Genomic DNA, 12443 nt, shown 5'->3' with positions numbered 1-12443 from the left:
CCAACCGATGACAATGTACAGCGTGAACCGCCTCGACACGCCGGGCAATCCGAATGGGCGTTCTAATCCCTACCGCGGCGCCGCCGGCAGCTCGCTCGGCCACCCAAAAAGTGTACGTATTGGCAGTGAGTACGCAGGTTTCTGGCCTATGTTTCATCGGCTGTGCCTTTTCCACGAGAAAACCGACCAAAAAGATATACCCCCACCATGACCAAACAAGACGAACTCCCCGAGCGACAGACGCTGTGGCGGGATGAGGAGGGTACAACGGCTGTTGAATACGCCGTGATGCTCGCCCTGATCATCGCCGTTTGCATCGGCTCGGTCGCCACGTTGACCTCCGAGACCCAAAAAAGCTTCGACAAATCGGGAGCCGCGATCGCCGGCGCCATGGGCAACTAAACCGCTGCCCCCCCGTAAGCCGTTTCACCCCGGGCCGTGCCGGCCCATTGCCGCGACCATCGAGTTGCAACCTGGGGCCCCAACACCGACGCCAACGCACAGACGCCACAATGCGATCTGAGCCAATGGACGCCAGCCGGCGGGCCCAACATCAACCCCACGTCGATTTTTACGGCAAACCGCGACACCCCGGCGGCAGCAACGGCCCGGCCCCTCGCCCCCCCACCACACCTCACCTCTCCATCGCACAACCGCCCCCGCAGGCAGCCCGAAAGGAATCGATCGCTGTGACTGCTCGAGGCGGTTGTTTGCTGCGCGGGCAAGAGTTTCAATAATGGGTGGCAGAAACCGACCACCGCACCGCGCCACCACAACCCTCCGATGCGAATCGCAATCACCGGCGGAACCGGCTTCCTGGGCCGCCACCTGATCAGCCGCTTGATCGACCAAGGTCACGAAGTCACCGCCTGGTACCGCAGCCCGAGCGCGACCATCGCCGAATCCTCCGACGTGCACTGGGTCGAGGGCGAATTAGGAAACCTGATGCAAGCCGAACACCTGGTCGCCGGGGCCGACGCGGTGATCCACGCCGGGCTGTTTCGCGGCGGAGCGTCGTTCATGGACAGCGGCGATGACCCGCTGAAATACTGGCACCGCAATGCGACCGGATCGCTGCAATTGCTCGACGCCGCCCAACGGGCCGGCGTCAAAAAATTCATCTTCATCTCGTCGGGAACCGTCCACGACACCGTGCTGCCCGATCGCCCGCTGGACGAAACTCACCCGCTGTTGCCGTCGACGCTGTACGGTGCCTGCAAGGCATCGATCGAAACCGTGGTGCACCATTATGGCGTAAGCGGAAAACTGGTCGCGGCCAACCTCCGCCCGCCCTCGATCTACGGCGTGGCCAGGCCGGTCAACCAATCACGCTGGTACGACTTGGTCGCCGCGATTTGCGCCGGCAAAGCGGTCGACGCCCGCGGCGGTGGCAAGGCCGTCCACGCTGACGATGTCGCCAAAGCCGCGTTGCTGTTGCTCGGCCAAGACGACTCGATCGCCGGGGAAACCTACAATTGCTGCGACCGGATGATCAGCGATTTTGAAGTCGCCGAAATCGCCAAGCGGATCACCGATAGCCCCTCGGAAATTACCGGCCCGGCCAAGACGGCCAAGAATGAAATCGTCACTGATAAGATTCAGACACTGGGCATGCGATTCGGAGGCACCGAACTGCTCGAGCAGGCGATCGCCGAGTTGGTTTCGGCGATTCGACAGGACACTAGTGGTCTGGTTTGAGATCTGCTAAGTCAATCATGAGCCGCTGGCCGGAGGGCCAAAACCGCTAAATCGAGAAGCGAACATTAACCGCCATGGCTCCCCTCTCCCCCGATTCCTGGCGAGCTTAAGCGAGTCAGGAATCGGGGGAGAGGGGTTGGGGGTGAGAGGGACTCCAATCCATCGTGACACGTACAAGCAGACAAGCCCCGATCAGATGAACTCACTCGGCTCCCCATCCCAGCCAAGATGCGGACGCCCCCGTTTCGCCTGCCCGGCGATTTAACGCCGGCGTCGCAAGGTGCAAACGCCTCCGACGAGCGTCAAAAAGCCGAACACTGTCGGCTCGGGAATCGCCGTGACCGAATACTGCAGGTTGTCGATGAACAGATACTTGGGCGTGTTGACCCCGAACATCCCCGCGTCACTGGACTGGAACGTCAACCCGATCGATCGCGCATCGCCCAACATCGTCAAGTCCTCAGCGACCTGCCACGAGTCAACGATGTAGTCCTGGGCGGGGTCGCTGGACTGGAAATCGGCCAATGTCAACGTCACCGCGCCGGTCGTCGATCCCCCGCGATTGACGTCACTGTAGCCGGTCAGGACCACACGAAAGTAGTCCTCGTCGGTTCCACTGGGACCGCCGAACTGTTTGGCAAAGTCATCGCCGTCGCGCATCGAAAGGTAGGGATACGTCCCGTTGGTCCAATCGACACTTTGAACGAGCGCGCCGGCCGGCAGGTTGATCGTTGCGCCGTCCTCATATGCCAACGCATAGGTGCCGCCGCCAACCGCCCCACCGAGACCGTCACTTCCGCCGCCGGCGATCGCGGAGTGTTCGTTGGTGAATCCCGGCGTCGTGGTGTCGGTGGTGTTGCTGTACGCCCAACCGCTCCAGTACGGGACGAACGACGTTTGGTTGCTGAATTCAAAACCATCCACCGTCCAGGGATCACTATTAATCTGTGACGTGTCGCCTTTGTAATAGGTCTCCGGTGCGGCAAGCAGGTTTTCAAACGTCACCGTTGCGGCCGCGGCCGACGAGGCGAGCGAACCGACCGTGAATAGCGAGACCAAAAAGTATCGAAAGCGTTTCATGTGAATTTCAGAATCTTAGTTGTCAAAGTCATGAAGCCCAGATTGCTCACAGCCACCATCACCACGCATCGGCCGGAATCATCTCCCCACCGGCCCGCGTGATCATTCCGCCCAGCACGATCTCGTCCAGCGATTCGTTCAACAGGTGCACGCTGCCGTCAAGAAACAGCACCATCGCGCCGGCCGGATGCAGGGATCGGATTTCGTTGTCGCCGACCCACGCAGAATCGTCGTTGATCGGATGCGACTGGACGAACACGTTTCCCCCGTTGATCCATTCGCTGTCCGGCCCGACCATGTCTTCACCGGTCGCCATCGTATTGGACAAACCGTCCAAACAATCGCGAAACCGGATCCGCTGTTCGTACAAGAACACCCCATCGTCGGGTCGCCGGTCGATCAAACGCTCGCCGAACAGACCGCCATAGCTGATCTCGCCGCGACCGTTGATCCCCTGAGGCACCTCGGTGGGACACAGATACGATTCGACCACGACCGCCGCCGCTTCCGCATTGCGCGGATGATCAAACGCGTAATCAAAGTCGATCGCGTCGTACAGCGCCTGCTCACCCATCTGCGGCAACAGGAATGCCGACCACGCCAAATTCTTCCGCGTACTCGGCTGGCCCCAAAACCGCCACTCCAAACATCCGATCGGCAGCGACCGATGCATGTTGTGGTAGGCGTGCAACGCCACGCCGATCTGGTGCTGGTGGTTGCGACAATTGGTCTGACGAGCCGCCTCGCGGGCAAATTGCACCGCCGGCAGCAACAACGCCACCATGATGCCGATGATGGCGATCACCACCAGCAACTCGACCAACGTGAATCCGGTTCGCACCGGCCCAGCGGTCGCCCCGGCCGCTGGCGCAGCAAGCGACCTGGCGAATCGCCCATCGTGTTGGCTTTGACGGTAGCGCATGACCAGACTCGGGGTGCCGGCAGCAGCAAACTGTTTAGTGAACAGACCCGACTCAACTCTCCGTGACCGTTTGGGGCGGCGAAGAGAACCAGTGCGGTGCGAGCAAATCTGTTGACGCCGACCTCACCCTGGAAGGTCCCTGAAGCGTCCGTTTCGTGGTAGGTCTTCTGACTTCCGATTCTCGTCGCACACCTCGCCTTCTCGTCATTCGGTCACCTTGCGTGTTGCAGGATGATCCGCGGACAATGGCCAAAAGAGTGAAGTGCGGACGGCTGATCAACCCGCCGGCGAGAAAGCCAACGAGCAGGATCAACAGCATCGGTTACAGCGGCCGGGCCGTCTTGGAGTTTCACCAAAGTTCCCTGTTTCCGCGGACGATTCCTCATCGCCCGACGGCACCACCAAACGTTGGATGCGAAAGGTAGACCCGCCCGCACCGACTGTCAACCGTTTTCCCGAGACGCCCACCGATGCCCGAAACCCAAATCGTGCTGCCGGCACGACTTGCCTCGACCCGGCTGCCCGAAAAACTGCTGCAAAACGTCGCCGGCAAAAGCGTCCTGCAACACACCTACGAAGCCGCATCGCGGGCCGCTGCCGCGTCGGCCGGCGTGATCGTGGCGGTCGACGATCCGCGAATGGCCGAGACGGTCGATGCGTTCGGCGGTCGCTGGGTCATGACGCCCAACGATTGCCCCAGCGGCACCGACCGGATCGCCGCGGTCGCTGAACAATTCCCCGCGACGGAAATCTTCATCAACGTCCAAAGTGACGAACCCGAGATCGACCCGGCCGCGATCGACGCCGTCGCCGAAACACTCGCCGGCGACCCCGAGGCCGACATGGCGACCGCCGGCACGCCGATCCGGACCGCCGCGGCGCTCAAGGACCCGGCGATCGTGAAAATTGTGATGGCGGGGATGACCACGCAACCAAACAGGGCAGGGCAGGGCAGGGCGGTCTACTTCAGCCGGGCCTGTGTGCCCTACCGCCGCGACGGGGATCCCGCCGAACTGCTCGAGCGAAACCCACCGATCTACTGGCACCACCTAGGACTGTACGCCTACCGCCGCGACTTCTTGTCCTGGTTCGCCGGCTCGCCCCCCAGCCCGCTGGAGCAAACCGAGAAACTGGAGCAGTTGCGGGCCATCGAAGCGGGGAAAAAAATCGTCGTCGCCGCGGTCGGCCCCGCCAAGCCCGGAATTGACACCCCGCAAGACCTGGCCGCGTTTCGCCGCCGACTGGAGACGAGCGGCTCGTGAGAACATCGTCGCATTGACGCTCTCGGCACTTCCGGTTTTTCCTCAGCGCGGTATCATCCGCGTCCATGACCAAACACATCTTTGTAACCGGCGGGGTGGTATCCTCGCTTGGAAAGGGACTGACGAGCGCCTCCTTGGGCATGCTGCTGGAATCTCGCGGTTTGCGAGTCCGAATGCAGAAGCTGGATCCCTACATCAATGTCGACCCCGGCACGATGAGCCCCTATCAGCACGGCGAAGTCTACGTGCTCGATGACGGCAGCGAGACCGACCTGGATCTCGGACACTACGAGCGTTTCACCAGCGGTGCGCTGACGCGGGATTGCAATTACACCACCGGCCAGATCTATCTGTCGGTGATCGAAAAGGAACGCAAGGGACGCTTCCTGGGAAAAACCGTCCAGGTCATCCCGCACATCACCAATGAAATCAAATCCGTCATCGCCCGCATGGGCGGCGATGACGTCGACGTCGTACTGACCGAAATCGGCGGCACTGTCGGCGATATCGAAAGCCTGCCCTTCCTGGAAGCCATCCGGCAATACGCCCAGGACGTCGGCCGCGAAAACGTGCTCTACATGCACCTGACCCTGGTGCCCTACCTGAAAGCCGCCGACGAACTGAAAACCAAACCGACCCAACACTCCGTCGGCCAACTGCGAGAAATCGGTATCCAGCCCGATGTGCTGGTGTGCCGCTGCGAACACTCGATCAGCCGCGAAGAACGCGACAAAATCGCGCTGTTCTGCAACGTCCCCACCGAAGCGGTGATCGAGGAGAAGGACAAGGATTTCTCGATCTACGAAGTCCCGATCTCGCTGGTCGACAACAAACTGGACGAATTGGTCGTCAAGAAACTCGGCCTGCCCAGCCGGGCGCTGGACATCAGCCCCTGGACCGATCTGCTGCACCGGCTTCGCAATCCACGCCACGAAGTCAGCATCGCCGTGGTCGGCAAATACGCCGAACACAAAGACGCCTACAAGTCGATCTATGAATCGATCGACCACGCCGGCATGCACCACCAGGCCCAAATCCGCATCGGACGCATCCAAAGCAGCGATATCGAACGCGAAGGCGCCGAACGACTGCTCAGCGGATTCGACGGCATCCTGATCCCCGGCGGATTCGGCGAACGCGGCGTCGAAGGCAAGGTCCAAGCGATCCGCTTCGCCCGCGAGCGAGGCATCCCGTTCTTCGGCATCTGCCTGGGAATGCAGTGCGCCGTGATCGAATACGCCCGCAACGTCTGCGGACTGGAAAAAGCCCACTCCAGCGAGTTCGACAAAAACACCCCGCATCCGGTGATCTGCCTGCTGGACGAACAACAAAACGTCACGCAATTGGGCGGCACGATGCGGCTGGGAAGCCAACCGACACTCCTGGCCGACGACAGCAAGGCCCAACAGTGCTATGGCCTGGACGACGTCCACGAACGACACCGACACCGCTACGAGTTCAATAACACCTATCGCGACCAGTTCCGAGAACACGGCATGCAATTCTCGGGCACCAGCCCCGACGGAAGCCTGGTCGAAATCGTCGAACTGCCCGACCATCCGTGGTTCCTGGCGGTACAATACCACCCCGAGTTCAAAAGCAAGCCGCTGAAGGCCCATCCGCTGTTTGCCGGATTCGTCCAGGCCGCGATTGAACGAGGATCACGCAAACACGAACGAGAACAACCCGCCGTTAGCCAACGATAAATCCCCACGCATGAAATCCTGATGTCAGAAAACAAAGAAGAACCGGAATTGGTCGTCGACACCGACTGGAAATCTCAAGTCGAACAGGAAAAAGAAAAGGCCGTTGCCGAGGACGCACCCGGCGCCGCCGAAGACCCCACCGGCGACCTGCCGCCGGCCTCGCTGGCCATGCTGATCAGCACCTTCTACAGCCAAGCCATGGTCGCCCTCGGTGTGATGGAAAACCCCGCGACCGGCGAAAAAAGCACGGACCTGCGGATCGCCAAGCACTTCATCGACACCCTCGAAATGCTCCAAGAAAAAACCAAGGGCAACACCGACACCGAAGAGGACAAGATGTTCGATGAAGTCCTGCACCTGCTGCGCATGGCCTACGTCGGCGCCCAAAAAGCGTAGCGATTGCCAGCGGGACGCGCCAGCGAGCGGCAATGCCAGCGGGACGCGTCAGCGAGCGGCCCCACACACCAGCGGGAAGCGTCAGCGAGCGGCCCAGGGGTTTACCACGCGTCCAGCGCCCGCCACTGGCTCACGCCACGTGCTGGCATCAATGCCAGCGGGAAGCGTCAGCGAGCGGCCCCACCACCGGCGCCCGCCACGTGCCGCAGCTTAAGTCGTAGCGGAAGCCGCCAAGGCTTTCGGCCCCGCGCGGCGTCGCCGCGCCAATGCGAAACTCTTGGCGAGTTCCGCTACCAGAAAACTAAACTGCGACGAACGACTGGCAGCCCATGCCAGCGCGAAACACGAGTGAGCGGCATCTGCAACACCCGCTACGCCGGGTACAACTGATACAGCATCAGATAAACCAGCACCCCGGTCACCGACACATACATCCAGACCGGAAACGCATAACGCACCAATTTCTTGTGCGCCACGATCCGGCCCTTCATCGCCAGATAAACCGCTCGCAGCGCCAAAAACGGCACCGCAATCGCCAGCAACAGGTGCGTCCCCAGGATCGCATAGTACGTGTAGCGTGCCGCCAGCGGTGCGACCTCGGGATCCGTCGGGAACCGCGTGTTCGGCTCGCCGGTCGTCTGATACAGCGCGACCTTGTGCAACAGATACAGCACCAAGAACGCCGCACTGATCCCCAGCGCCGTCAGCATCATCTTCTTATGCCCGCGCGGGTTGCCCTGGCGAATCTTAATCAACCCGGCCGCCAACACGCCGGTCGCCGCAGCGTTCAACAGCGCCGTACAATGCGGCAAATAATCCGCCAATAACTGCCACATACTTTTTTAAGCTTTAAGTTTCGAGTTTCAAGTTACAGTTTGCGAGTCGTCGGTCGCCTCAACGTTTTCCTGTCACCCATTTTCTTGTCTCCTCTTCCCCCACACATTTCTCTGCCCCCTATTTTTCTGTCACCCCGCCCGCACTCCTCACAGCATCTCGCTGATCGCCGACTGCAACTTTTCAAACTGCTTCGACTCCGGCCAACTATAAAACCCTTCGATCTTTCCTTCCTTGTCGACCAGCACGAACTTCTCGGTGTGAAACCCCTTGTCGACCGGCTGCTGAAAAATCTCGCCACCGATCCGGCGGATGTAGGTTAGATCACCGGTCAAAAACAGCCACTGATCCTCGTCGGCCCCAAAGCGGGCGGCATACTCGCGCAACACCTCGGGCGTGTCATGCTCCGGATCCACGGAGATGGACAGGAACACGACGTCTTCGCCTTCGAACCGGTCCTGCAACTGCTTGATCTTTTGGTTCTGTTGCGGGCACACACTCGGGCACGTGGTAAAGAAAAAGCTGACCACGTACGGCTGGCCCAACAGATCTTCACTCTTGACCAACTCCCCGCTACGCTCGGTCAACTCGAACCGACTCAGCCAAGCCTCGTCTTCCGGCGGATGGACGACTTCTTCATTGGCAATTTCAGAACGGTCCGCGATCACCGGATCTTCTCCGGGCGCCACTTCGGACGTGTAAACCACTTCCTCAGGGCCGGGGCCGGCCGAACGCTGACGCAGCGTGCGTCCCAGCAACCCCAACACGACTCCCACCAACAATATCGCGGCCAAATTTGACGCGGTTCTCATAGCTCACCAAACCACAGCTCACCAAAACACACGGATCGTAACAACCGCCAACACGGCGGGCAGCACCAACAACGACGACCGCAGCAATCGACGTGCCGTCACATCGTTTCGGTCGCGGGCAAATCGCAGCGACGCCTTCAACATCGGGACCGTGGCCGCAAGCACGGCGACGCTACAAACCACCGCCGGAATCACTCCCGGCGACAGGCAACACAACGCCACGCCGCAAGCGATCACCGCCAACGACCCGACAATGCTTTGGACCGCCGCGGAAACCCCCGTCGGCTCGACCGTCGTCGACATGCAAAACCCGGCCTGCTCGTATTGCCGACGGTAAAGCCAAGCGATGGCCATGAAATGGGGATACTGCCAAGCCGCCAACACACCGAACAACAACCATCCCGTGCCATCGGCCAGCGAACCGCCCAGGGCGGTGTAACCGATCAGCATCGGCAACGCACCGGCGATCGCGCCGACCGTCGTGTTCCATGAGGTCCGGGTCTTCATCGGCGTGTACAGAAACACGTACAACAACCAGGTGGCCAAACCGACTGCAGCCGGCACAATGGAAAATCCCATCCACAAAATCGCCAACCCCAACGTGCCCATCGACGCGGTGAACACCGTCGCCACCGCCGTCGACATCCGCGCCGACGGCAGCGGACGCACCGCCGTGCGGGGCATGTTGCGGTCGATCACCCGCTCCCAAATCTGATTCGCCCCGCCGGCGCTGCCGGCGACCATCCCGGTGCCCAACAGCAACAACGCAAGCTGTCCCAGCGACACCAGCCCGCCAGCGGCAATCATCGCCGTGGCGACCGTCGTCACCAGGATCATCACGACGATCCGTGGTTTGGTCAGCTGAACCAGATCCGAAACCAACACGCGTAGCGAAACCTCCGCCGCGTCCAACGGAACACTCGATGCCGACGGTGCCTGGGCCATCGCCTCCCTGCGCTGTGTAACATCCCTGCGATGGGCCGGCAGTTCGAGTACCCCCACCCCCATACCGGAATCGATGCCAACACCGTGGCGATCGGTTTCATAGCGGGAATCGGTGGCGAGGACGTTGCTGGACATAACTGATTAAACGTGGGTGGCAAGCGTTCGCTGACGTAAAACTTGTACCAAGACGACCGCCGATGTCGCCAAAATCAGCGACCCGACCGCAACGTGCGCGGTCACGATGATCGAATCCAAAAATCCCTTTGAGCGAACCAAAAAGCCTTCGCCAAACGGAAGAAACTCCAAAACGCTCGGCCAACCGTAGTTGACGATCCAGGTCCCGGTCCCGAGCAAGATTTGAAAGCCCACAAACCATATCAGCCAACCCGCCGGCCTGGACAGCGTCAAATCGCCGCAGCGACGCACCAAAACGAACAAAACTGGCGTCAACAGCCACAATCCGAACGCGGTGACGATGTGGACCGCCACAATCAACGTGAACGTCCCCGGCGTGGTCAGGGGCTGAACGTGCCGCAACTGCGCTCCCAGAACCAATTGCAGATAGCTCAACAGAACGGGCAGGGTCGCCATCGCCAACACCACGCCCCCCAGCGGCTTTGCCGATTGCGTCGCGTTGGCGGCCCGCCGGCGATCCCACCAGCGGCGGCTGGTCACCGACGCGGCGACGCAGCACAGGGCAAACACCACCGGCCCGAAGCAGCCGTGGATCATCGCCGTCGTCCGATCGCTTAACAACACCCGGACGCCGCCGAGTGCCCCTTGAGAAATCACGGCGACCAGAATCACCACGGTCAACCACAACACCCAGCGGCGATCCTCGCGGCGGAGCGCTGCGACCACCATCGCGATCGCCACCAACCCGACGACGGCCCCCAACAGCCGGTGCCCGTGCTCGATGAACAGGTCAAACGGCCCATAGATCCACGTCGACAGGGGATACAGAAACAGGTTGTAGCCGTAGGTCCCGGGCCAATCGGGAACCGCCATCCCCGCATCGTAGGTCGTCACCAGCCCGCCGACCCAAATCAGCGGCCAAACCAGACACACCGACAACACTGCCAAGCGATGCAACAACTTGGATCGCTCGTCGGCCGGATTAGGCGTCGCTTCGTTTGTTTCGTTTTCGCTCATCAATCTCTTCTTGCCCGTGGGATAGGCTTCCAGCCTGTCATCCCATGCTGCCGACAGGCTGGAAGCCTATCCCACGGACCGACTCCGCTATTTTCGATTTCTCAACCCATGCGTCTTTTCGCCCAGGATCCCGCCGGCCAAGGCTCCTCCGGCACCGAAGATCGCCCCCGGCAGCACGCCGCTTTGCCCCAACAGCGTCATCAACGCAATGCCCAGGCCCAACCCCAGGATCGCCCCGACGCTGCGATAACCTTCACGACTCATCATTTTGCCTCGCCGAGTGACTTCACGTAGTGCACGATGTCCCAAACCTGATCGCCGGTCAGCCCCGTCGCCGAGGGCTCGCCGGAGACCATGATTCCGGCCATGGGCGTGCCCGCGATGCCGGCGACGATGCGGCGATACAGCGTCTCGGGATCCCCGCCGCCGCGATAGACCCCCTCGGTCAGCTTTCGCGGATGAATCTGCCGAGGCCGCAACGCGCCTGCCTTGCGAAACGGCCGCACCGCCTCGCGATCAGTCGGCGTCACCGCGATCCCTTCGGTAAACTCTTTGGTCCAATCGTCAAAGTCGAACGTGACCAAATCCCCGCTGCCTTGCTTTCCGTGACAGCCCGCGCAGTTGGCGATTCGCCCATGAAACAACGCGTCGCCACGCTCAATCGACGCATCGCCGGCCGGCGTCTCCTCTGGAACGGGAATCACCGCTTGGTCGGCGTCGACCCACTGACCGGTGATCCGGTCCAGCGTGTCGCGGGCGACCTCCACGGCAAAGGCGTCTTGATCAAAACCCGCCAGCGTCAACAAACTCGCGTCGTCATCCGGCCGTGTTTCCTCGTACCCCAGTTCCACCACCGCTTCGGTCAGCAACCGGCGTTCAAATTCGCCGCGGACCGACAGATAGATGACATAATCGACCAAGGCCTCCAAATCATCCTCGGACACCTGCCGGAACGACGGCATCGCCGTCCCCGGCGCCCCGTGACGCAGGATGGCCAACAGATCCTCACGCGTCGGCTTCGCCCCCCGCTCGGTCGATTTCCACTTGTACACGCCCGCACGAAAGTCGCGTGGGTAGGGGTTTTGCAGCAGCGACGCGGGCCCACTGCCGCCGCCGGAAACCCCGTGGCAGGTGACACAATGCTCGTTGAAAAGGCCAAAGTGCCGATTGGACTGGTCGCTGTAGACCGGCCCGGCGGCCCGCTGCAAATTCTCCAGACTGACCAACGTCTTCGCTCCATCACGCGACATCTGCTCGACCGGCCATCGCGGCTCGATCGGGGTCCCGAACCAAGCCTCCAGCGCCGCCGTCGTGTCTTCGGCCGCCAGCTCGGTCGGCGCATCCAGCTTGGCCGAAACGACCAGCGAATAGACTTCGTTAGGCGGGTAATGCTCCACCGGGGCATCACAGCCGCACAATAGAAATGCGACCAGAATCGGAGCCGCAAGGATCGGTAGAGAGAAAAACGGAGTTGCGTCGACGGTTGATTTCATAACAGCAGCGTAACCGAACGCCGCCGAGTGAACCAACCGAATGAATTGTCGCAGTTTCGCGGCGGCGGAAGTCGGTCGACGCGGGATCGCATCACGCTGATGTAGCTACGCTCGCCAGAGCGTGGACAGTGCCGGGGAATCCA

At 61.3% G+C, this 12443-nt stretch carries 13 protein-coding genes and 1 riboswitch; of the genes, 5 read left to right on the top strand and 8 right to left on the bottom strand.

From position 1 onward, the window contains the following. Nucleotides 1–207 precede the first annotated feature (207 nt). Together H1B37_RS20075 and H1B37_RS20070 are read left to right on the top strand one after the other, a co-directional pair. A complete protein-coding gene (locus H1B37_RS20075) occupies nt 208–402 on the top strand; it encodes a Flp family type IVb pilin (protein WP_182868435.1) in 195 nt (64 codons plus the stop codon). Between the two features lie 381 nt (nt 403–783). Further along, on the top strand, nt 784–1698 hold the full coding sequence (locus tag H1B37_RS20070) for an NAD-dependent epimerase/dehydratase family protein (RefSeq protein ID WP_182868434.1): 915 nt from the start codon (nt 784–786) through the stop codon (nt 1696–1698). 261 nt (nt 1699–1959) lie between these two features. Here H1B37_RS20070 and H1B37_RS20065 read toward each other — a convergent pair whose 3' ends face one another. Together H1B37_RS20065 and H1B37_RS20060 are read right to left on the bottom strand one after the other, a co-directional pair. Further along, nucleotides 1960–2778: a DUF4465 domain-containing protein gene (locus H1B37_RS20065; RefSeq protein ID WP_182868433.1), complete on the bottom strand. Its 819-nt coding sequence runs from the start codon at nt 2776–2778 to the stop codon at nt 1960–1962. Between the two features lie 58 nt (nt 2779–2836). Continuing rightward, nucleotides 2837–3700 (bottom strand): DUF1559 domain-containing protein, encoded by an 864-nt coding sequence (locus H1B37_RS20060; RefSeq protein ID WP_182868432.1) that lies wholly within the window; start codon nt 3698–3700, stop codon nt 2837–2839. Nucleotides 3701–3840: 140 nt separating this feature from the next. Next, a riboswitch (cobalamin riboswitch) is annotated at nt 3841–4118 on the bottom strand. Between the two features lie 52 nt (nt 4119–4170). On the opposite strand from H1B37_RS20060, the gene kdsB reads away from it, so the two are divergent. The 3 genes from kdsB to H1B37_RS20045 all read left to right on the top strand — a co-directional run bounded on the left by kdsB (nt 4171) and on the right by H1B37_RS20045 (nt 7064). Continuing rightward, nucleotides 4171–4962 (top strand): 3-deoxy-manno-octulosonate cytidylyltransferase, encoded by a 792-nt coding sequence (kdsB, locus tag H1B37_RS20055; RefSeq protein ID WP_182868431.1) that lies wholly within the window; start codon nt 4171–4173, stop codon nt 4960–4962. 65 nt (nt 4963–5027) lie between these two features. Continuing rightward, entirely contained in the window at nt 5028–6668 is a 1641-nt protein-coding gene (gene pyrG, locus H1B37_RS20050) for a CTP synthase (RefSeq protein ID WP_182868430.1), read from the top strand. A 21-nt stretch (nt 6669–6689) separates the two neighbouring features. Beyond that, entirely contained in the window at nt 6690–7064 is a 375-nt protein-coding gene (locus H1B37_RS20045; protein ID WP_182868429.1) for a DUF1844 domain-containing protein, read from the top strand. A 371-nt stretch (nt 7065–7435) separates the two neighbouring features. Here the strand turns inward: H1B37_RS20045 and H1B37_RS20040 are convergent, their stop codons facing one another. The 6 genes from H1B37_RS20040 to H1B37_RS20015 form a co-directional block, all read right to left on the bottom strand. Beyond that, nucleotides 7436–7900 carry a DUF420 domain-containing protein gene (locus H1B37_RS20040; protein WP_182868428.1) on the bottom strand — a complete coding sequence of 155 codons (465 nt, stop codon included), beginning with the start codon at nt 7898–7900 and terminating at the stop codon, nt 7436–7438. A gap of 147 nt (nt 7901–8047) precedes the next feature. Beyond that, nucleotides 8048–8710, bottom strand: a complete 663-nt coding sequence (locus H1B37_RS20035) for an SCO family protein (protein WP_182868427.1) — start codon at nt 8708–8710, stop codon at nt 8048–8050. An 18-nt stretch (nt 8711–8728) separates the two neighbouring features. Next, a complete protein-coding gene (locus H1B37_RS20030) occupies nt 8729–9790 on the bottom strand; it encodes a protoheme IX farnesyltransferase (protein ID WP_182868426.1) in 1062 nt (353 codons plus the stop codon). A 6-nt stretch (nt 9791–9796) separates the two neighbouring features. Continuing rightward, on the bottom strand, nt 9797–10807 hold the full coding sequence (locus H1B37_RS20025) for a COX15/CtaA family protein (protein ID WP_182868425.1): 1011 nt from the start codon (nt 10805–10807) through the stop codon (nt 9797–9799). Between the two features lie 87 nt (nt 10808–10894). Then, on the bottom strand, nt 10895–11074 hold the full coding sequence (locus H1B37_RS20020) for a hypothetical protein (RefSeq protein ID WP_182868500.1): 180 nt from the start codon (nt 11072–11074) through the stop codon (nt 10895–10897). Next, nucleotides 11071–12300 (bottom strand): cytochrome c, encoded by a 1230-nt coding sequence (locus H1B37_RS20015; RefSeq protein WP_182868424.1) that lies wholly within the window; start codon nt 12298–12300, stop codon nt 11071–11073. The genes H1B37_RS20020 and H1B37_RS20015 overlap by 4 nt, the downstream gene beginning before the upstream one ends. Between the last annotated feature and the right edge of the window lie 143 nt (nt 12301–12443).

Source organism: Stieleria mannarensis, assembly GCF_014154935.1.
In the GTDB taxonomy this organism is placed as follows: Bacteria; Planctomycetota; Planctomycetia; order Pirellulales; family Pirellulaceae; genus Stieleria; species Stieleria mannarensis.
This window is presented reverse-complemented; position numbering and strand designations above follow the sequence as displayed.

Excerpts from the sequence above, each read along its gene's own strand:
- H1B37_RS20015 (WP_182868424.1), bottom strand. The coding sequence starts at position 12,300 with ATGAAATCAACCGTCGACGCAACTCCGTTTTTCTCTCTACCGATCCTT.
- H1B37_RS20035 (WP_182868427.1), bottom strand. The coding sequence starts at position 8,710 with ATGAGAACCGCGTCAAATTTGGCCGCGATATTGTTGGTGGGAGTCGTG.
- H1B37_RS20065 (WP_182868433.1), bottom strand. The coding sequence starts at position 2,778 with ATGAAACGCTTTCGATACTTTTTGGTCTCGCTATTCACGGTCGGTTCG.
- H1B37_RS20045 (WP_182868429.1), top strand. The coding sequence starts at position 6,690 with ATGTCAGAAAACAAAGAAGAACCGGAATTGGTCGTCGACACCGACTGG.
- H1B37_RS20025 (WP_182868425.1), bottom strand. The coding sequence starts at position 10,807 with ATGAGCGAAAACGAAACAAACGAAGCGACGCCTAATCCGGCCGACGAG.
- H1B37_RS20020 (WP_182868500.1), bottom strand. The coding sequence starts at position 11,074 with ATGATGAGTCGTGAAGGTTATCGCAGCGTCGGGGCGATCCTGGGGTTG.
- pyrG (WP_182868430.1), top strand. The coding sequence starts at position 5,028 with ATGACCAAACACATCTTTGTAACCGGCGGGGTGGTATCCTCGCTTGGA.
- H1B37_RS20075 (WP_182868435.1), top strand. The coding sequence starts at position 208 with ATGACCAAACAAGACGAACTCCCCGAGCGACAGACGCTGTGGCGGGAT.
- H1B37_RS20070 (WP_182868434.1), top strand. The coding sequence starts at position 784 with ATGCGAATCGCAATCACCGGCGGAACCGGCTTCCTGGGCCGCCACCTG.
- H1B37_RS20060 (WP_182868432.1), bottom strand. The coding sequence starts at position 3,700 with ATGCGCTACCGTCAAAGCCAACACGATGGGCGATTCGCCAGGTCGCTT.
- H1B37_RS20040 (WP_182868428.1), bottom strand. The coding sequence starts at position 7,900 with ATGTGGCAGTTATTGGCGGATTATTTGCCGCATTGTACGGCGCTGTTG.
- H1B37_RS20030 (WP_182868426.1), bottom strand. The coding sequence starts at position 9,790 with ATGTCCAGCAACGTCCTCGCCACCGATTCCCGCTATGAAACCGATCGC.
- kdsB (WP_182868431.1), top strand. The coding sequence starts at position 4,171 with ATGCCCGAAACCCAAATCGTGCTGCCGGCACGACTTGCCTCGACCCGG.